This window comes from Duganella margarita (assembly GCF_009857535.1).
Lineage (GTDB): Bacteria > Pseudomonadota > Gammaproteobacteria > Burkholderiales > Burkholderiaceae_D > Rugamonas > Rugamonas margarita.
The window spans coordinates 449,948-468,051 of record NZ_WWCS01000003.1; the positions used below are offsets into that span (position 1 = coordinate 449,948).

Here is an 18,104-nt window from a genome sequence, read left to right on the forward strand (position 1 = left end):
GCGGTAGGCCCTGAGAAGATTAAGCAACGAAGCATTAGCCACGGAGCGATCATGAACAACTCATCCAACCGCCTCATCATCTTCGATACCACGCTGCGCGACGGCGAGCAATCGCCCGGCGCCTCGATGACGAAGGACGAAAAAGTCCGCATCGCCAAGCAGCTGGAGCGCCTGCGCGTAGATGTCATCGAAGCCGGCTTCGCGGCCGCTTCGCCGGGCGACTTTGAATCCATCAAGGCGATTGCCACGGTAGTGCGCGAATCGACCATCTGCTCGCTGTCGCGCGCTAATGACCGCGACATCGCCCGCGCCGCCGAAGCGCTGGCGCCGGCCGAGCGCAAACGCATCCACACTTTTATCGCCACCTCCAAGCTGCACATGGAGGCCAAGCTGCGCATGCTGCCGGAGCAGGTGCTGACGCAGGCCTGCAACGCGGTGCGCTTCGCCCGCCAGTACACCGACGATATTGAATTCAGCCCGGAAGACGGCAGCCGCTCGGACGAGGACTTCCTGTGCCGCGTGCTGGAAGGCGTGATCGCCGAAGGCGCGACCACCATCAACTTCCCCGACACGGTGGGCTACGCGGTGCCGGAGATTTTCGGCGAAACCATCCGCCGCCTGCGCGAGCGCATTCCCAATTCCGACAAGGCCGTATGGTCGGTGCACTGTCATAACGACCTGGGACTGGCGGTGGCCAACTCGCTGGCCGGCGTGATGATCGGCGGCGCGCGCCAGGTCGAGTGCACCATCAATGGCCTCGGCGAACGCGCCGGCAACACCGCGCTGGAAGAAGTGGTGATGGCGCTGCGCACGCGTGGTGGTTACTACAATTTGGAATGCGGCATCGACACCACGCAGATCGTGGCGGCGTCCAAGATGGTGTCGCAGATTACCGGCTTTGCGGTGCAGCCCAATAAAGCGGTGGTGGGCGCGAACGCGTTTGCGCACGCTTCCGGCATCCACCAGGATGGCATGCTGAAGTCGCGTGAGACCTACGAGATCATGCGCGCCGAAGACGTCGGCTGGGCGGCGACCAAGATCGTGCTGGGCAAGCTATCCGGGCGTAACGCCTTCAAGCAGCGCTTGCAGGAGCTGGGCATCGATCTGGAATCGGAGACCGAAGTCAATGCGGCGTTCGGGCGCTTCAAGGAGCTGGCCGACCGCAAGGCCGAGATTTTTGACGAGGACATCCTGGCGCTGGTGTCGGACGAGCAGCAGTCGCAGGAAAGCGAGTTCTATCGCTTCGTCTCGCTGGAGCAGCGTTCTGCCAGCGGCGAGACGCCGGCGGCCAAAATCGTGTTCGTCATTGACGGCGAAGAACATGTCAGCGAAGGCCGTGGCGATGGCCCGGTCGACGCCACCGTCAACGCCATCGAGGGAGAGGTCGGCAGCGGCGCTGAACTGGTGCTGTTCTCGGTCAACGCCATCAGCACCGGCACGCAGTCGCAGGGTGAAGTGACGATGCGCTTGTCGAAGGAAGGCCGCATCGTCAACGGCGTCGGTGCGGACCCGGATATCATCGTGGCCTCGGCCAAGGCCTACCTGTCGGCGCTGAACAAACTGCATTCGAAAATTGAACGAGTCAATCCGCAACCATGAGTGAGCAATTTGATGTGGTGGCGCTGGGCGAGGCCATGGTGGAATTCAACCAGGCCAACGCCAGCGAACCGTTGTACCGCCAGGGCTTTGGCGGCGACACCTCCAACGCCGTGATCGCCGCCAGCCGCCAGGGCGCGCGCGTGGCCTACCTGAGCCGCGTGGGCGAAGATCATTTCGGCCGCATGCTGCTGGATCTATGGCAGGCCGAGGGCGTGGACGTCAGCGCGGTGGCGCGCGATCCACAGGCGCCAACCGGGCTGTATTTCGTCAACCACGGACCACGGGGCCACAGCTTCAGCTATCTGCGCGCCGGCTCGGCGGCCAGCCGCATGCAGCCGCAGACCATGGATCTCAGTGCGGCAGGGCGCACGCGCTGGCTGCACGTCTCCGGCATCTCGCAGGCGATATCGGCCAGCGCATGCGATACCGTATTTGCCGCCATCGAAACCGCGCGCGCGGCGAATGGCAAAGTGAGTTTCGATCCGAACCTGCGCTTGTCCTTGTGGCCATTGGCGCGCGCTCGCGCCACCATCTGTGCGACGATCGCGATGACCGATCTGTTCCTGCCCAGTCTTGACGAAGCGGTGGCGCTGGCCGGCACTGACGATGTGCCGGCGATCTTCGCCTGGGCCCGCGCGCACGGCGCCCACACGGTGGTGCTGAAAAGCGGCCCGGCCGGCGCCTGGTATGCGGAGCAGGGCGCGCAGCCGCAACTGGCCGCCGCCCGCGCAGTGCAGGCGGTGGATGCCACCGGCGCCGGCGACTGCTTCGACGGCAGCCTGCTGGCACGCCTCGCCGCCGGCGATACGCTGGCCGACGCGGTGCGCTACGCCAATGCCGCCGCCGGCCTGTCCACGCTGGGGCATGGTGCAGTGGCGCCGATTCCGACTGCCGCGCAAGTCCGCGCCGCGCTGGGCTGATACTTCGCTCCACACCGAAGTATTTGCGCAGCCGGGTGAATATCCTGATGTTTCCTGAAGACGGCGCAGCGCACCTGCGCGGATGATTGGCTGAGGCGCTAAGTCACCAGGGTTTATTGCAGTGTAATGGCCTGGCTGCGCAACTGCTCCGCTTTGGCAGCATCTTTCGGCACGCCCTGGCCGTTGTCATAAAGCCGCGCAAGCGCTAGCAGCGCATTGGAGTTATTCGCCAGGGCCGCGCGCTGGTACAGCGTGGCCGCCTGCGCATAATCTTGCGTCACGCCCAAGCCCTTTTCATAGCAGGTTCCCAGCGCTACCTGCGCCAGAAGTTCGTTCTGCGCTGCTGCCTTGGTTAGCAAGGCAATCGCTTCCGGCCGGTCTTCTTCTTTGCCAGTGCCCAGCAATTGCGAGCCCAGCATGGTCTCCGCAGGCGCGTAATTTTGTGCAGCCGCCTTGCGTAGCCATTCCCGGCCGTCATCGTTTTGCCCTTGTTTGGTCAAAAGCATGGCAAGGAAGAATTGGCTTTGGGCCTTGCCTTGCGCGGCTGCGAGACGGAACCAGGCGATGGCCTGCGAGGGATCGCCGCCATAGTTGGGCCGTGGGGCGTTAATCAATCCCAGGGCCTCCTGCGCGTCGGCGGACCCTTGCTCAGCTGCTTTTTGCAGCCACTTGCTGGCCTCGTCCCGATCCTGTTTGATGCCTTGGCCATTCAGGTAAATCATCCCGAGCTTGTATTGGGCGGCCGCGTCGCCGCGTTCAGCGCCTTCGCGCGCCGCCGCCAGTGCGGCAGCCATTTGTTGCGGCGATAGTCCTTCTAGTCGCCAGACATACTGCATTTGCGTCCAGCTTTCCACGGCCTGGCCATCATGGATGGCAGGTTTGAATTTACACTTGGCGAGGGAGTCTTTCGCCGCGCCGCCGCGAGGGACGCGGCGAGATATTTCGTCATGTTGACACCCTCCAGGTAGAGGGTATCAATTTAACATGCTTGTCGATTTAGAAGCGAACTTTGACGTAAGCCGCCGGACCGTTTAAGCGAATATTCAGGTCGGTGTTGTCGCGCTGACGGTTCAGGCTGATCTTGCTGGCGGTGTATTCCGCCACCACGCCCACCGACTTGGCCGGGAACCATTCAACACCGATAGCGCCGCCATAGATATGGCCTTGAATGCTGCCGCCGTTTTTCTTGATGCCGGAAGCGTCAGCGTAGACGCGGACGTTTTCCGAAATCGAATGACGCCAGCCCAGTTCCAGCAATGGCGCCCAGGCACTTTCTTTCTCTTCATACGAACCGCTGCCGGCTACGCCATTCAGCACGCCACTGGCGGTGCCTTTCAGGCTAGCCTGGTAGTAGGCGGCGCCGACGCCGACGCCGAACACGTCGCTGCCGCTGCCGATCCACCATTTGTAGGCCAGATTGGCCAGATCCAGCTTCAGCTTGGCGTCCAGCTTGCCGTTGCCGGTCAGCGGCACGCCGTTGTAATTGGTGGCGCCGCTCAGGGTCGGGCTGTAGGTTTTGTCGTAGCGGTAGTAGTCAAAGTCCAGGCCTTGCGAGTCGCCCAGCAGCATCGAAGCTTTGACGCGCGGCAGCGTCACGTGGTCGGTCTTGTAAGTGCCGGTGTCGATGCGGCCGTAGTTGGTGTCGCCTTCGTAATTGATGCGCGGTTCGGTGTAGAACGCGCCGACCGACAGGCTGGCGCGGTCCAGCGCCGGCGACGGGTCTGCCCAGGCGATGGCACTGACAGTGCTCAGTGCCATCAGAGTGGCGGCGTAAATGGCGTGACGGGCAGGGGGCGTACGGAAGGACATGAATTCTCCATGGGTTGCAATATTGATGGGAAGATAATAGCAATCACAACCTGCAAATCACGTCGGCGCACGTCCACAGTTCTCGTGGGAATGATCCTACTTAACGCCGCCGCACTTCGCGCTCCTCGTCTGGCCCGTTGACCATGGCCTGCACCACGCCCTGGCGGTTGAATTCCACCGACATCATCGAATTCCACACATCCTGCTCTTTATAGCGGTATAGCCAGACGTCGCCGTCGACGCTGGCATAATGCGTCACCTGGGTCGGCCGGCCGAAGGTGCGCAGGATGCTGGCCTTGTCGTCCTTGCCCAGCTTGACGGTGCCGAACTTGGCGCTGGTTAGCACCTGTTCGTAGGACGCCAGCCGGCCGTCGGCGCCGATGCGCGCCATCCAGGTGTATTGGCCCATCGGGCCGGTGGCGTATTCCAGCATGGTGTCGGCGCCGTCGGCGTAGACATTGGTCGGCTGCCCGAGGCGCTGCTTGACCGCCGCCAGCGTCGCGCCCGGCTGCGGCGGCGGCTCGCCGAAGTGGGCGCAGGCGCTGACGGCCAGCGCCAGAATTGTCAGAACCATAGCGTTTTTCATGTTTATCTCCTGAAAAAGCACCAAAAATAGCGCATGCGGGATTTTTTCCGTTATACTTCCGGGTCTGGTCTTTTCGGCCAGGCTTCATTGTAATCACGGTGGGTGGGGTTATGACTCCGCGCACCGCATGTTAAAGGTAAATATCATGACCGTAGAAAATATCAACAAAGCAGCGATCATCGCTGACAACGCCCGTGGCCAAAAAGACACCGGCTCGCCAGAAGTGCAAGTTGCACTGCTGACCGCACGCATCAACGAGCTGAACGGCCACTTCAAAGCCCACAGCAAAGATCACCACTCGCGTCGTGGTCTGATCATGATGGTTAACCGTCGTAAGAGCCTGCTGTCCTACCTGAAAAACAAGGACGCCACCCGTTATCGCGATCTGATCGCTAAACTGGGCCTGCGTAAGTAATTCTTGCGTCGTCCGGCTTAAATCAAAATGCCTGCGCCAGTTTGCTGTCGCGGGCATTTTGTCTTTCTGGACGTTAAAAAATTGCTAATTTGTAGCATGTAGTGAATGTAGTAAAGGTGGCTTCGCGGCTGCCTGTGGTGAGGTGAACGACAGCCCCTGAAAATCTGTCGGCAAATAGAAAGGGATTACCCATGTTTAATAAAGTTACGAAAACCTTCCAGTACGGTCAACACACCGTCACGCTGGAAACTGGCGAGATCGCTCGTCAGGCCTCCGGCGCGGTGATGGTGTCGATTGAAGACACCGTAGTGCTGGCTACCGTGGTGGCGCGCAAGGACGCGAAACCCGGCCAGGACTTCTTCCCGCTGACCGTCGACTACCTTGAGAAAACCTATGCTGCCGGTAAAATCCCGGGCGGTTTCTTCAAGCGTGAAGGTCGTCCTTCGGAAAAAGAAACGCTGACATCCCGCCTGATCGACCGTCCGATCCGTCCTCTGTTCCCAGAGGGCTACATGAATGAAGTGCAAGTCGTCATTCACGTGCTGTCGGTCAACCCAGAAATCGACCCGGACATCGCCGCGATGATCGGCGCTTCGGCCGCGCTGTGCGTGTCGGGCGTACCGTTCAACGGCCCAATCGGCGCTGCCCGCGTGGGTTACGCCAACGGCCAGTACATCCTGAACCCAACCGTCGAACAACTGAAAACCTCGCAGATGGATCTGGTGGTTGCCGGTACCGAAACCGCCGTGCTGATGGTGGAATCCGAAGCGCAGCAGCTGTCGGAAGAAATCATGCTGGGCGCCGTGGTCTTCGGCCACACCGAAATGAAGGCCGTGATCGACGCGATCCACGACCTGGTACGCGACGGCGGCAAGCCGGAGCAAGTCTGGACCGCCCCGGCCAAAAACGAAGCGCTGATCGGCCGCGTGGCCCATTTCGCCGAGTCGAAAATCCGCGAAGCCTACCAGACCCGCGACAAGCAAGCCCGTACCGACAAGCTGCGCGCGATGTCGTCGCAAGTGGTGGCGGACCTGGCGGCTGAAGCGGCCGCTGCCGGCGCTGCGGCTCCGGACAATGTCGAAGTTGGCAATATCCTGTTCGACATGGAATCGAAGATCGTGCGTTCGCAGATCCTCGAAGGCGAACCCCGCATCGACGGCCGCGACACCCGCACCGTGCGTCCAATCGCGATCCGCACCTCGGTGCTGCCGCGCACCCACGGCTCGGCCCTGTTCACCCGCGGCGAAACCCAGGCCCTGGTTGTAGCGACGCTAGGCACCGCCCGCGATTCGCAGAAGATCGACGCGCTGATGGGCGAGTACACCGATGACTTCATGCTGCACTACAACATGCCACCGTTCGCCACCGGCGAAACCGGCCGCGTCGGTACGCCGAAGCGCCGCGAGATCGGCCACGGCCGTCTGGCCAAGCGCGCGCTGATCGCCGCACTGCCGTCGGCTGACGAGTTCAGCTACTCGGTGCGTCTGGTGTCGGAAATTACCGAATCGAACGGTTCGTCGTCGATGGCGTCGGTCTGCGGCGGCTGCCTGGCGCTGATGGATGCCGGCGTGCCGATGAAAGAGCACGTGGCCGGTATCGCCATGGGCCTGATCAAGGAAGGCGGCCGTTTCGCCGTGCTGTCCGACATTCTGGGTGACGAAGATCACCTGGGCGACATGGACTTCAAGGTCGCTGGTACCCGCAACGGTATCACCGCGCTGCAGATGGACATCAAGATCCAGGGCATCACCAAGGAAATCATGCAAGTGGCACTGGCGCAGGCCAAAGAAGGCCGCGAGCACATCCTGGGCGAAATGCAAAAGGCCGTGCCGAGCGTGAAGACCGAGCTGTCGGACTTCGCACCGCGCCTGATCACCATCAAGATCAACCCGGAGAAGATCCGTGACGTGATCGGCAAGGGCGGCGCCGTGATTCGCGCGCTGACCGAAGAAACCGGCACCCAGATCGACATCAGCGACGAAGGCGTGGTCACCATCGCTTCCGTCGACGCTGCAGCCGGCCAGGAAGCCAAGCGCCGCATCGAAGAACTGACCGCCTCGGTCGAAGTGGGCAAAACCTACGACGGCGTGGTCCTGAAACTGCTGGACTTCGGCGCGATCGTGCAAGTGATGCCAGGTAAAGATGGTCTGCTGCACATCTCGCAGATCGCCAACGAGCGTGTGAACGCCGTGGCCGACTACCTGAAAGAAGGCCAGGCAGTGCGCGTCAAGGTTCTGGAAACCGACGACCGCGGCCGCCTGAAACTGTCGATGAAAGCTGCCGCTGAAGAAGCTGCCGCTGCTGCGCAGTAATCTGAGCTAAGCTCAGCCAAGACCGCCGGGTGCGCAAGCCCCGGCGGTTTTTTTATGGCGTTTAGTACTAGGGGTATGCTAAATTGACATGCTTTATTAATAATATCGCTTTTCTGAGAAGATACGCTGATCGCTATATTGAGTCTTTCAATTGCACTTCCCAAGGGCTGTGATGTCAGAGCAGTACTTCGAAAATTTTCACCTGGTGCTACCGTTACTCAAGAAGCAGCGTTCCAAGGTGCTGGGGACGAGTGTGGTGTGATAATGTCGACGTCCAATCTTTTCACCTACGGATGGTTCAGTTCCTCTTGCCCCGATATTTTGAATGTTAGGCATCAAGTGCACAAATTCTTCATCGCCATTCTTATCGCTATCGTCGTGAGCGCATCGGCCGCCACCGCTGCCCCGTGCCAGGAGCCAAAACTAGAGTCGGTGCCAAGCACCCATACCGAATGCTACTTCTACAAAGGAACCAGGCATTTCCGTGCGGAGGAGTATTCCGCTGCGCTCAAGGAATGGCTCATTATCGTGGACAAAACCGAAGTGCCGTTAGAGCTCGAACATTTCCGGGCAAGCGCTCAAAATAACATCGGTTTTCTCTACTATATGGGCTGGGGTGTGGGGCAGAGCTCGAAGACTGCTATTGAGTATTGGCTGCCCGCCGCGAAGGCTGGCCATGACGAAGCGGCCTATCATCTCTGCCATGCTTATGCTGACGAGGGGAATCAGCTTGCTCTGGGCTACTGTCGCGAGGCTCTCCGCCGCTATAACAAAGCCGGGAGCACCGACAGCGAGGACAGTGAAGTCGTCGCTCAAATTCGTGAATATATATCGCGTCTGGAGGCACAGTGATGCCGGACCAGTCGCTGGGGCTACTACTCTCAGAATTACAGGCGCTTGAAGTCGAGCTTCATCATCCCGGTGTTCGCTGCGATAGCGACCGACTGGGGCAGCTGCTGCACGCGGAGTTTCACGAAGTCGGCCGCTCGGGCAGGACCTACGATCGCGCCATCATTTTGAGGTACCTATCCGAGCAGGAAAATTCGCCATCGGTTGTCTTGGACGATTTTGCAGTTAGCCAGCTGGCGCCGTATATTGCGCTGCTGACTTACCGCTCAGCCCATCGAAAAGAGGATGGCAGCTTGGTAGACCACACGTTACGTTCTTCCGTATGGCTTCGGGTTGAAAACCGATGGCAGTTGCGCTACCACCAAGGCACGCCGGCGCATGAGCTTTGGCATGCGCCGTGTATTGGCAGCTGAAGCACAGCGCGTTGTCGGCCTCGGCGTCATTGCCGAGTTATTTTTTCAGGCTGTTCAACGCATTCAAGGCATCGAATCTGGTGCTGTTTGGTGGCGTGGCGCTTGGCTTCGTTGTCCAGATACTGGATGTGGGGTGGAGCGCACAATTGGCATGGCCGCTCGGGATTTTCCTGTTCGCCGTGCTGGAGCACATTAACTATTACCATTACCAGCTTATGTATGACACCTCGGCGTCGGTACGGTATGTGCTACGCAATCGGCGTCTGCGCAAGGGTGCACTCGGCGTCGATTTGAATCGTCGTGCTGGCCGGGCCGCTGTGTGTTAAGTTCGACGTATGGAACTTCACATCATTTACACTGAGGCTGAAATGCTTCTATCGAAGGAATGCCTTGATAAGCATGCCGGCTTCAAAACTTCGCTTGGCCCTTGGGAGCAAGATGCTGTGATCGAATACCTTACAGACGAGTACGACCTGAAGCCCTCTGCCGCGATTCAGGTCAACGCCTTTGTTGCCTCCGAGGCGCCAACCTGCTTGCTGACTTTCTCATGACCCCTGTACAAGCCTCCTGTAAATGCCAGCATCCGCCATTCTATTTTGGCGACTATGACACCGTTGAGTGTGGCGACGACCCGCGTGGCGCAGAAGTCTCCTTGTCCACCTGCCGGCGCTGCGGCGTTGTATGGCTGACGTATCTTATTGAGGAACCACACCAAAGCCGTTCCGGACGCTGGTGGCGCGTCGAGGTTCCTTCCGAGAGCAGAACCCAGGTTTCTGCCGCCAGCGCCAGGGAATTCATTGAACGCCAGCCCAGCGGATACGCGGGCGGCAGCTTCTTCAATTCACCTGGACATGCAATCATCGCTCCCATCCACATCGCCTAGACCTCACCGTCGCGCAAGCATGGCGGCGATTTATGTCGTACTCAGCTATACTGCGATCCATTGTTAATTCCTTAACTTGGTCGCGTCGATGCCACCTTTCAATGTGTTCCAGCGCGTCTCCAAGGCGCCCACCAATCCCAATGCGCCGGCCAAGCCGCGCCAGTTCGACGTTGCCGACTTGTACCAGGGACCATTGAACGTCGCGCAAGGCGAGGGCGCAACAGCGCAGCCGCTGGATGAAAAGCTGCGGCAGGCGTACTTCTGGATCGTCAACAACGCCATCATCAGCCCCCATTACGATATCGAATACAACCGTGGACCGGCGCAATCGTATGCGGTGGGCGACAGCAAGCGCACCTTGAACCTGCCGTCGGCGCAAAGCTATTCCAGCTTTGTGCTGCTGCCGCTGCTGACGTTTGCCACCCGCCGCAAATGCCTGTTCGTCGGCGGTCCGGGACGCGGCAAGACCGCCAGCGCGATCTTGATGGGGGTGCTGTCCGGCGCCAGCGTCAAGCAGGTCAAGCGCGCCATGCAGCACGGCCATCCGCAGATGACGATCGCCGACCTGCTGGGCAATCCGCTGCCGGCGGACCTGGTCAATGCGCAGAACATGGACGATATCCGCATTGCCTGGCGTGCGTGGCTGGGCATGCGGGTCAAGATTATCGACGAATATAATCGTATCCCGCCGCGCACGCAGAGCGCGCTGCTGACGCTCATGGGCGATAACTACGCCGAAGTGCTGAACCACATTTACGAATGCCCGGATTCGGCCTGGTACCTGACTGCCAACGACGATCAGGGCGGCGGCACGTATGAAGTGATCGAAGCGCTGCGCGACCGTATCGACGTGATCGTGCAGGCGCTGGCGTTCAACCCGCGCTTCCTTGGCGAGCTGTTGGTGCGCATCGAGGAAAACCTCAAGCCGGAGGAATTGGTGCCGGCGGAGATCATCTTCACGCCGGAAGAAGTGGACCGCATGGTGGAGGAAATCCGCGCCGTGGTGGTGCCGCCGCCGCTGCGTCGCCGGCTGGAATTCTTCACCAGCCAGTTCGAGCTGCTGGAAACCGCCGGCGGCCAGTTTGAATACATGACCAAGGACACCGCGCGCCTGTCCGGCTTCGATTGGGATCAGGTGATCGCCGCCGACAGCGGGCGTGACCGCCTGAAGGATCTGGGCTGCCAGACCCGCAACGGCATCTCGGTGCGCAACCTGATGACTTTATTGATCTATGCGAAGGCGCTGGCTTACTTCCGCGGTAACGGCGAAATCGAACTGGATGACGTGCGCCAGGTGCTGCCGTTCGTCCTGCACGACAAGCTGCAGCCGGACCTCGACGCGCCGTTTTTCGGCCTGCCGGAAAATGCCGCTTATCGCACCGACCGTATCAGCTGGTTGCGTCGTCTGTTCGATCTGTCCAACGCCGATTACGACCGCCTCGATCTCGATCAGCATGATCCGGTGGGCGAGCTGGCGGCGCAATTCGAAGCAGGCCTCGATGGCCTGAACGAACGCGATGTGCTGGCGCGCCTCAACAAGATCGAGCGCCATGTCAGTGAGCAGATCAAGGGCCGCAAGCTGTATGGGCATCTGTACGACGACCTGCTCAAGATGAAATATCTGCACCAGCGCTACACCAACTACCTGGTGTGGGTGCGCTCGCAATCATGATCTCCGCGCCATTCGCCAGCCTGCTGGCCGCCGGCCGCCCGGGATTCAACCGGCGCGTGGCCGAGGCGCGGCGCCGCTATCCCGGCTTTGATGCCGAGGCTTTTGGCAGCTTTCTGGCGACAGCGGCGGACGCGGTGGTCGGCGCGGTTGCGGCGTCCGCCCCGGCCCGCGCCGGCCCGGTAGCGCTGGCGGCCTTCGACCTGGCCCTGGAACTGACGGCGCACAATCACGGTGGTGCGCTGGCGCGTCAGGTATGGGTTGAGGTGGCGCCGCAATACGCCGCGCTGCTGGCGCAGCAGCCCGCCGCCACACTGGGCATGCTGACCAACGCCGCACTGCACATGCAAAAGGTGCGTGGCGCGCGGGTGGCGGAATGGCTGGCCTGGATGGCGCAACTGGCGCTGCAGGTCGATACACTGCCGCAGTTGGGCGTGGTCGGCCAGATCTGCGCGTGGCGCGCCGGCCTGGCGCATTTCCGCCAGGGCGCTATCGCTGCGGCGGAGCAGTTGCCGGCGGCGCTGGCGCTGGCCGCCTTTGGCGCCACGGAAGGCGAGTGGCCGGCCGTGCGTGACGCCTTGTTGCGTGATCCATGGTGGACACCGGAGGCGGCGGTGCGACAGCGCGCTGCGGCCGGCATCGAGATCGGCAGCTTCACCGGCTTTGGCGGCGAATTCGGTGAGCCGCCGGAAGTACGGCCGGCGCAGCAGGGCTTCTGGGTGCGCAGCGGTGAACGTCACGCCTTGCTGATGGCTGACGCTTGCGGCGCCGTGCTGCATCCGGCGACGGCTGAGGAATATGCCCAGCCGCAAGCCGCCACCAGTGCCAGCATCAGCATCGCCGGCCAGCAGGTCATCCTGAACGGCCGCAGCACAGTGCTCGACTTGCCGGGCGAGGGGCTCAAGGTGGTGTGCAATGCCTATGCCGCCGCGATCACGTCACCTTATAGTCACGCCATTCGCGTGCTGCCGCTGCGATGAATACGCCGCTGCTGGAACAATGGCGCGCTGCGTGGGAGCCGGCGCTCGCTGCGTGGAGCCGCTTCACGCGCCTGCGTGATGCGCGCCTGTGTCACACCACGATGGAGGCGGCCAAGCAAGGCTTGCAAGGCAGTTTCGCCATGATTCGCCTGCTTGATCAGAGCGTGGTGGTCGACCTGCAATCGGTACAGGAGCTGGGATTGCAGGACTATGCGGTGGAAATCCTCGCGCACGAAATTGGGCATCACATTCTGGCGCCGGCCACCGCTGCCGACCAGTTCCGGCTGGTGGCGCGACTTCGCCGCGCCTTGCCGACGCTGGAAGCGTATGCTCCCATGGTGGGCAATCTGTACACGGACTTGTACATCAATGACCGTTTGCAGCGACAGGCCGGCCTGCGCATGGCCGATATCTACCGGCGGCTGGAAGCGCATCACCAGCAGGCCAATCACAGCAAGGTCTGGCTGCTCTATATGCGCATCTACGAGGAGCTGTGGAAGCTGCCCAAGGGGGACCTGGGCGGCGGCGCTGCCGATGATGCGATCGACACCGATGCCTGGCTCGGTGCGCGCCTGATCCGCGTCTATGCCAGGGACTGGATGGACGGCGCCGGCCGTTTCGCCACGCTGCTGCTGCCGTATCTGGTGGAAGGGCAGGACCAGGCGCAGGAATTCAGCCGCATGTTCGACACCCGCGATGCGGCGGAAGGTTGCGAGCCGGCCGGCGGCCAGCAGATCGAGCCGGGAGAACTGGAACCGGCCATCCATCCGGTGCACGACCCGCGCATCTCCGGGCTGGAAAATGGGACGCCGCCGGAAGCCGGCGCCGACCAGCAGGGCGGCCAGACCCGCGAGCCATTCGAGTACGGTGAAATCCTCAAGGCCAGCGGCGTCAAACTGAACGAAGAGCAAATCGCCATCCGCTATTATCGCGAGCGCGCCTTGCCGCACCTGATCTCCTTTCCCAAGATGCCGGCGCCTTCAACCGACCTGCTGCAACTGGAAGGCGTGGAAGCGTGGCAGATCGGCGACCCGCTGGAGCAGATCGACTGGCTGCAAAGCGTGATCCAGAGTCCGCGCCCGATCCCCGGCGTCACCACCGTGCAGCGCCGCTATGGCCCGGATGGCGTGCGGCCGCCCAAGCCGACGCCGGTGGACCTGGACATGTACGTCGACAGCTCCGGCTCGATGCCCGATCCGCGCCGGCGCACGTCCTACCTGGCGCTGGCTGGCGCCATCATTGCCCTGTCCGCGCTGCGCGCCGGCTCCCGCGTGCAGGTCACGCTGTGGAGCGGCAAAAACCAGTTCATGTCGACCGAGGGCTTTACCCGCAACGAGGACGAGGTGCTGGGCATCCTGACCGGCTTTTACGGCGGCGCCACCTGCTTCCCAATCCATAAATTACGCGACACCTTCAGTAGCAAGCGCGCATGCCGCACGCACATCCTGATGATTTCGGACGATGGCATCACCACCATGTTCGACCGCGATGAACGCGGTAACGACGGCTGGAGCATCGCCGCCACCGCGCTGAAGAACGGCGACGCCGGCGGCACGATGGCGCTCAACATCCCTACCAATTGGGAGCAAGACGAACCATCGTGGTATCAGCGTGCCTACAAGGATCTGAAGCGCGCGCGTAGCGAACAGGATTGGCAGATCCATGCGATTGCGCAGTTTGAAGACTTGGTAGAATTCGCGCGCGCCTTCAGCCGGCGCCACTACGCGCCAACCAGCGCGCCGCAGAAAGAGCACCCATGATGGAAAAATCCGGCCCCGCCCTCGAAATCCTGCTGCACCGGCTGGCCGAGACGCCGGCCGAATTCCTGGCCGAGCCGCGCATCGGCAAGACTGGCGCGGTGCATGTCGCAGCACTGGTCAATGACGTACTCGCGCTGTACGGACAGCGCGCCTCGCTGGCGGCGCTGGAGCATTTCAGCGCCGCGGGTGCAGACGTCCGCCGTGACCGCAATCGCCTGGCGCTGGCAATGATCACCCTGTGGCTACTGGCCGATGACTGGTTTGTCGCGGCCGCGCCGCCACAAAGCCAGGTGCTGCATTTGCTGGGAAGCGTGGTGACCGAGCTGGCGCTGGCTGGCGCCGCCCATCAATTCGTTGAAGACCCGGACCGCCGCGAGGAACTGGCGCGGGTGACGCTGGCGCGGCTGGATTACCGGCCAGATGGCGAGAGCGTGACGCAGGCTGCCGACCGCCTGTCCCGCATCAGCGGCGTCGAGCGCAAGCGGCTGCTGGAGGCCAGCCGCGCGGCCGAGCAGCGCGCCGCCGATATTCGTGCCGCGCTGGCGCGCAAGGCGGCAGAGGAATCCGCCGACAAGTGGTCGCGCGAATGAGTGTGGCGCAGACAGACGCAGAGCGCGAGCGCTTTCCGACGCTGAGCGCCGCCGGCAGCGCGATGCTGGCTTTCCTGCGCGAGCATCCAGCGGCGCCGGCCTACCGCAATGAAAGCGGCAACAAGCTGCTGGCGCATGAGGTGGAGGAAGTGCGCCGCTTCGAGCGCGGGGTGGCCGCCGCCCGTGTCGGCTGGCCGGCAGGCGGCAAGCCCGCCTGGCTGACGGACTTCGTGCGCGACACCTTCGCCAGCGTGCCGCATTACCGCCAACTGGGCTCTGTCCCGCGCGATTTCGAGACGCTGCCCACCATCAGCCGCGCCGACCTTGCGCACGACATCGCGGCCTTTGTGCCGGACAGCGCGGACCTGGCGCGCATGATCAACTTCCGCACCACCGGCACCACCGGCCATCCGCTGGTGATCGCGTCCCATCCGGTGGTGGCGGCGCGCTATCTGGCGTTCCACAAGCGCGCCATGCGCCGCTTTGGCGTGGAGCTGACGCATGGCGCAGGGCAGGTGGGCGTGGTGCTGCTGGGTTACCAGAAGCGCTGCTTCACCTACGTGTCGGTCACGCCGACCATGGGCGAATCCGGGCTGGCCAAGATCAACCTGTATCCCGACGAGTGGCGCAGCCCGGACGATCGCGCCACCTACCTGGATGCGCTGGCGCCGGAAGTGGTGGCGGGCGATCCGATCTCGTTTGCCGAGTTGCTCAAGCTGCCGCTGACCAAGCGGCCACGCGCCCTGCTATCGGTGTCGATGCTGTTGCTGCCGGCCTTGCGCGCGCAGCTGGAGCAGCGCTTTGGCTGCCCGGTGCTGGATATTTATTCGCTCAACGAAGTCGGTCCCGTTGCCGTGTTTGACGCTGCCGCCGGTGGCCATGTGCTGCTGCAACCGCAGCTCTACGTCGAGCTGCTCGACCCTGCGGGCCGCCCCGTCGCGCCGGGCGGGCGCGGCGAAATCACAGTCACCGGCGGCTTCAATTTCTGCCTGCCGCTGCTGCGCTACCGGACCGGCGACCATGCCTCGCTGGCGTTCGGCGCCGGCGACGACGCGCCGGTGCTGCTTGGCTTGTCCGGACGTTCGCCGGTGCGCTACCGCGCGCGTAGCGGCTGGATCAACAACATCGATGTCACGCACGCTTTGCAGCATCTGCCGATTCCGCACTTCGGCGTACACCAGTGCGCGGACGGTCGCGTGGTACTGCGGCTTGTCCAGGCCCGCACGCAGTTGGGCGATGATGCGCGCCGGGCGTTGGAGACGCTGTTCGGTGCGGGTACAGTATCGCTGGAGGTACTGACGGCGCAGGACAAGACGGTGCAATACAGCTCAGACCTTGACGGAGCACACGCATGAAGCAATTTGGAACGGGACTGGTGGTCGGCAAATTCAGCCCACTCCATCTCGGGCATGAGTTATTGATCCGGCGCGCCATGGCGGCGTGTGAGGAAACGCTGGTCATCAGCTACTCCGAGCCGGAGTTGCCGGGCTGTGAATCGCGCCTGCGCGAGCAGTGGCTACGCGCGCGTTTCCCGCAGGCGGTGGTGCTGGTGCTGCACAACGATCAACACGCGCTGCCGCACAACGATGCCGACGCGCTGGTCCACCGCCAGTTGATGGGATGGGCGTGCGCACACTTGCTGAAGCGCGAGATCGATGCGGTGTTCACCAGCGAGGACTATGGCGACGGTTTTGCCGCAGAACTCAGCCGCTACTTCGGCGGCCGGCCGGTAGAGCATGTGATGGTGGATCAGGCGCGCGCACTGGTGCCGGTGTCGGGCACCAGGATTCGCAGCGACCCGCATGCCCATCGCGCCTTCCTGTCGCCCGAGGTGTACGCCAGCTTTGTGCAGACCGTGTGCTTTCTCGGTGGAGAGTCCAGCGGCAAGAGCACCATGGCGGAGGCCATGGCTGGGCAGCTGGAGACCGTACGGGCCGCGGAATATGGCCGCGAGCTGTGGGTGGCGAAGGACGGCCAGCTGGCCTACGAAGACATGCGCCACATCGGCGAGGTGCAGCAACAACGTGAACGCCAGCTGCGCGGGCAGGCCAACCGCTTCCTGATCTGCGACACGTCAGCCCTGACCACCTTGTTCTACTCGCGCGAGATGTTTGACCGCGCCGACCCGGCGCTGGAAGACATGGCTCAGCAACGCTACGACCATGTCTTCCTGTGCGCGCCGGATTTCGACTTCGTGCAGGACGGCACCCGGCGCGAAGCCGGCTTCCGCCAACGCCAGCACGACTGGTACGTCGCCGAGCTGGCGCGCCGGCACATTCCCTACATCCTGCTGACCGGCGCGCTACCGCAACGCATCGCCACCGTGCTGAAGCATCTGGACGGTTATTTCACGCCGTCGTACACCAGCTTGGTGAAGAACTCGCCGTTGATGACATAGGCGCCATACTTGGCGTCGTACGCTGCGGTCGGCTTGGCGGCGACTACCTGTTCCAGCGTCTTGCCTTGTTTTTTCAGCGCGCTCACCTGGTCGCGCACGCTGACCAGCATGTCGCGCCAGGCGATCAGGTCGGCGCGGGTGCCGGTGTTGCCGTGGCCTGGAACGATCTGGGTATGGTCGGTGGTGGCGTCGATCGCCTTGTTGGCCCAGGCGATGGTGTTGCCGACGCTGCCGCCATGTTCGTTGTCGATGAACGGGTAGTAGCTGTTCCAGAAGGTATCGCCCAGTGCCAGCACATCGGCTTTTTTCAGGTAGACCCACAGGTCGCCGTCCGTGTGGCCGTTGCCGTAGTTGCGGATCACCACTTGCTCGCCGCCGAATTCCATAGTTTTGCTGTCCTTGACCAGGATGGTGGGACGCGCCTCTTTTGGCCAGACGTCGAAGGTATAGCTCCAGTCATCCACGCGGGTCGCTTCCGACAAGTGCTTGACGGTCTGCGGCGCGCCGATGATGGTGGCGCCGGCGGCGTGCATCCAGGCGTTACCATCACTGTGGTCCCAGTGATAGTGGGTGTTGACCAGGTACTTCAGCGGCGTAGGGCCGAGCTTGTTCAAGGCGGCGGTCAGCTTGTCTTTCGAAACGGCGATGCCGGAGTCGATGACGAATTTGCCTTGCGGGCTGTTGTACACGATGATGTTGCCGCCCGAGCCGTACAGCACGCTGACATTGCCGCGCAGCGTCTCGATCGTGATGTCGGCCTTGGCAGTGGCTTCATTGATCTTGACGACCGGGCTGTTCGGATCGGCGGCATGGGCCAGCGGCAGTCCGGCAGCGAAGACCAGCGCGACAGCGGCGATAGGGTTTTTCATTTTTAATCTCCTGAAGAAGTGTGTGAAAGGAGTTTAGGAGATCGAAATGATT

General features: G+C 62.3%; 18 protein-coding genes. 14 read left to right on the forward strand and 4 right to left on the reverse strand.

Annotated elements, in window-relative coordinates:
- Positions 1 to 51: 51 nt before the first annotated feature.
- Together GTP55_RS06880 and GTP55_RS06885 are read left to right on the forward strand one after the other, a co-directional pair.
- Positions 52 to 1,599 carry a 2-isopropylmalate synthase gene (locus GTP55_RS06880; RefSeq protein WP_161044178.1) on the forward strand — a complete coding sequence of 516 codons (1,548 nt, stop codon included), beginning with the start codon at positions 52 to 54 and terminating at the stop codon, positions 1,597 to 1,599.
- Entirely contained in the window at positions 1,596 to 2,519 is a 924-nt protein-coding gene (locus tag GTP55_RS06885) for a sugar kinase (RefSeq protein WP_161044179.1), read from the forward strand. Before GTP55_RS06880 ends, GTP55_RS06885 begins: the two co-directional genes overlap by 4 nt.
- Positions 2,520 to 2,632: 113 nt before the next feature.
- On the opposite strand, the gene GTP55_RS06890 is transcribed toward GTP55_RS06885, so the two are convergent.
- From GTP55_RS06890 to GTP55_RS06900, 3 genes are all read right to left on the reverse strand, one after another.
- Complete coding sequence (locus GTP55_RS06890; RefSeq protein ID WP_161044180.1) at positions 2,633 to 3,313, reverse strand: tetratricopeptide repeat protein; 681 nt, start codon at positions 3,311 to 3,313, stop codon at positions 2,633 to 2,635.
- Positions 3,314 to 3,515: 202 nt separating this feature from the next.
- Positions 3,516 to 4,328: a hypothetical protein gene (locus GTP55_RS06895; protein ID WP_161044181.1), complete on the reverse strand. Its 813-nt coding sequence runs from the start codon at positions 4,326 to 4,328 to the stop codon at positions 3,516 to 3,518.
- 100 nt (positions 4,329 to 4,428) lie between these two features.
- Positions 4,429 to 4,914, reverse strand: coding sequence for a hypothetical protein (locus GTP55_RS06900; protein WP_161044182.1), 486 nt, complete (start codon positions 4,912 to 4,914; stop codon positions 4,429 to 4,431).
- Positions 4,915 to 5,059: 145 nt separating this feature from the next.
- Between GTP55_RS06900 and rpsO the strand changes: the two genes are divergently transcribed.
- The 12 genes from rpsO (at position 5,060) to GTP55_RS06960 (ending at position 17,183) form a co-directional block, all read left to right on the forward strand.
- A complete protein-coding gene (rpsO, locus tag GTP55_RS06905) occupies positions 5,060 to 5,329 on the forward strand; it encodes a 30S ribosomal protein S15 (protein WP_026637007.1) in 270 nt (89 codons plus the stop codon).
- 191 nt (positions 5,330 to 5,520) lie between these two features.
- Positions 5,521 to 7,641: a polyribonucleotide nucleotidyltransferase gene (gene pnp, locus GTP55_RS06910; RefSeq protein WP_161044183.1), complete on the forward strand. Its 2,121-nt coding sequence runs from the start codon at positions 5,521 to 5,523 to the stop codon at positions 7,639 to 7,641.
- 264 nt (positions 7,642 to 7,905) lie between these two features.
- Positions 7,906 to 8,493 (forward strand): SEL1-like repeat protein, encoded by a 588-nt coding sequence (locus GTP55_RS06915; protein ID WP_161044184.1) that lies wholly within the window; start codon positions 7,906 to 7,908, stop codon positions 8,491 to 8,493.
- Positions 8,493 to 8,903 (forward strand): nuclear transport factor 2 family protein, encoded by a 411-nt coding sequence (locus GTP55_RS06920; protein WP_161044185.1) that lies wholly within the window; start codon positions 8,493 to 8,495, stop codon positions 8,901 to 8,903. Before GTP55_RS06915 ends, GTP55_RS06920 begins: the two co-directional genes overlap by 1 nt.
- Positions 8,888 to 9,229 (forward strand): hypothetical protein, encoded by a 342-nt coding sequence (locus tag GTP55_RS06925; protein WP_161044186.1) that lies wholly within the window; start codon positions 8,888 to 8,890, stop codon positions 9,227 to 9,229. The genes GTP55_RS06920 and GTP55_RS06925 overlap by 16 nt, the downstream gene beginning before the upstream one ends.
- A gap of 9 nt (positions 9,230 to 9,238) precedes the next feature.
- On the forward strand, positions 9,239 to 9,454 hold the full coding sequence (locus GTP55_RS06930) for a hypothetical protein (protein WP_161044187.1): 216 nt from the start codon (positions 9,239 to 9,241) through the stop codon (positions 9,452 to 9,454).
- 420 nt (positions 9,455 to 9,874) lie between these two features.
- A complete protein-coding gene (locus tag GTP55_RS06935) occupies positions 9,875 to 11,458 on the forward strand; it encodes an AAA family ATPase (RefSeq protein WP_161044188.1) in 1,584 nt (527 codons plus the stop codon).
- On the forward strand, positions 11,455 to 12,435 hold the full coding sequence (locus GTP55_RS06940) for a hypothetical protein (protein ID WP_161044189.1): 981 nt from the start codon (positions 11,455 to 11,457) through the stop codon (positions 12,433 to 12,435). Before GTP55_RS06935 ends, GTP55_RS06940 begins: the two co-directional genes overlap by 4 nt.
- Positions 12,432 to 14,195 (forward strand): vWA domain-containing protein, encoded by a 1,764-nt coding sequence (locus GTP55_RS06945; protein ID WP_161044190.1) that lies wholly within the window; start codon positions 12,432 to 12,434, stop codon positions 14,193 to 14,195. Before GTP55_RS06940 ends, GTP55_RS06945 begins: the two co-directional genes overlap by 4 nt.
- Positions 14,192 to 14,785: a hypothetical protein gene (locus GTP55_RS06950; protein ID WP_161044191.1), complete on the forward strand. Its 594-nt coding sequence runs from the start codon at positions 14,192 to 14,194 to the stop codon at positions 14,783 to 14,785. The genes GTP55_RS06945 and GTP55_RS06950 overlap by 4 nt, the downstream gene beginning before the upstream one ends.
- Before the next feature lie 2 nt (positions 14,786 to 14,787).
- Positions 14,788 to 16,140, forward strand: coding sequence for an AMP-binding protein (locus tag GTP55_RS06955; RefSeq protein WP_371868298.1), 1,353 nt, complete (start codon positions 14,788 to 14,790; stop codon positions 16,138 to 16,140).
- Positions 16,137 to 17,183, forward strand: a complete 1,047-nt coding sequence (locus GTP55_RS06960; protein ID WP_161044192.1) for an AAA family ATPase — start codon at positions 16,137 to 16,139, stop codon at positions 17,181 to 17,183. The genes GTP55_RS06955 and GTP55_RS06960 overlap by 4 nt, the downstream gene beginning before the upstream one ends.
- Here the strand turns inward: GTP55_RS06960 and GTP55_RS06965 are convergent.
- Positions 17,129 to 18,052, reverse strand: coding sequence for an MBL fold metallo-hydrolase (locus tag GTP55_RS06965; protein ID WP_161044193.1), 924 nt, complete (start codon positions 18,050 to 18,052; stop codon positions 17,129 to 17,131). The genes GTP55_RS06960 and GTP55_RS06965 overlap by 55 nt on opposite strands.
- Positions 18,053 to 18,104 lie beyond the last annotated feature (52 nt).

What these genes read in the sequence shown, in the direction of transcription:
- GTP55_RS06880 (WP_161044178.1), top strand. Translation starts at nt 52, where the DNA reads ATGAACAACTCATCCAACCGCCTCATCATCTTCGATACCACGCTGCGC.
- GTP55_RS06885 (WP_161044179.1), top strand. Translation starts at nt 1,596, where the DNA reads ATGAGTGAGCAATTTGATGTGGTGGCGCTGGGCGAGGCCATGGTGGAA.
- GTP55_RS06890 (WP_161044180.1), bottom strand. Translation starts at nt 3,313, where the DNA reads ATGGCTGCCGCACTGGCGGCGGCGCGCGAAGGCGCTGAACGCGGCGAC.
- GTP55_RS06895 (WP_161044181.1), bottom strand. Translation starts at nt 4,328, where the DNA reads ATGTCCTTCCGTACGCCCCCTGCCCGTCACGCCATTTACGCCGCCACT.
- GTP55_RS06900 (WP_161044182.1), bottom strand. Translation starts at nt 4,914, where the DNA reads ATGAAAAACGCTATGGTTCTGACAATTCTGGCGCTGGCCGTCAGCGCC.
- rpsO (WP_026637007.1), top strand. Translation starts at nt 5,060, where the DNA reads ATGACCGTAGAAAATATCAACAAAGCAGCGATCATCGCTGACAACGCC.
- pnp (WP_161044183.1), top strand. Translation starts at nt 5,521, where the DNA reads ATGTTTAATAAAGTTACGAAAACCTTCCAGTACGGTCAACACACCGTC.
- GTP55_RS06915 (WP_161044184.1), top strand. Translation starts at nt 7,906, where the DNA reads ATGTCGACGTCCAATCTTTTCACCTACGGATGGTTCAGTTCCTCTTGC.
- GTP55_RS06920 (WP_161044185.1), top strand. Translation starts at nt 8,493, where the DNA reads ATGCCGGACCAGTCGCTGGGGCTACTACTCTCAGAATTACAGGCGCTT.
- GTP55_RS06930 (WP_161044187.1), top strand. Translation starts at nt 9,239, where the DNA reads ATGGAACTTCACATCATTTACACTGAGGCTGAAATGCTTCTATCGAAG.
- GTP55_RS06935 (WP_161044188.1), top strand. Translation starts at nt 9,875, where the DNA reads ATGCCACCTTTCAATGTGTTCCAGCGCGTCTCCAAGGCGCCCACCAAT.
- GTP55_RS06940 (WP_161044189.1), top strand. Translation starts at nt 11,455, where the DNA reads ATGATCTCCGCGCCATTCGCCAGCCTGCTGGCCGCCGGCCGCCCGGGA.
- GTP55_RS06945 (WP_161044190.1), top strand. Translation starts at nt 12,432, where the DNA reads ATGAATACGCCGCTGCTGGAACAATGGCGCGCTGCGTGGGAGCCGGCG.
- GTP55_RS06950 (WP_161044191.1), top strand. Translation starts at nt 14,192, where the DNA reads ATGATGGAAAAATCCGGCCCCGCCCTCGAAATCCTGCTGCACCGGCTG.
- GTP55_RS06960 (WP_161044192.1), top strand. Translation starts at nt 16,137, where the DNA reads ATGAAGCAATTTGGAACGGGACTGGTGGTCGGCAAATTCAGCCCACTC.
- GTP55_RS06965 (WP_161044193.1), bottom strand. Translation starts at nt 18,052, where the DNA reads ATGAAAAACCCTATCGCCGCTGTCGCGCTGGTCTTCGCTGCCGGACTG.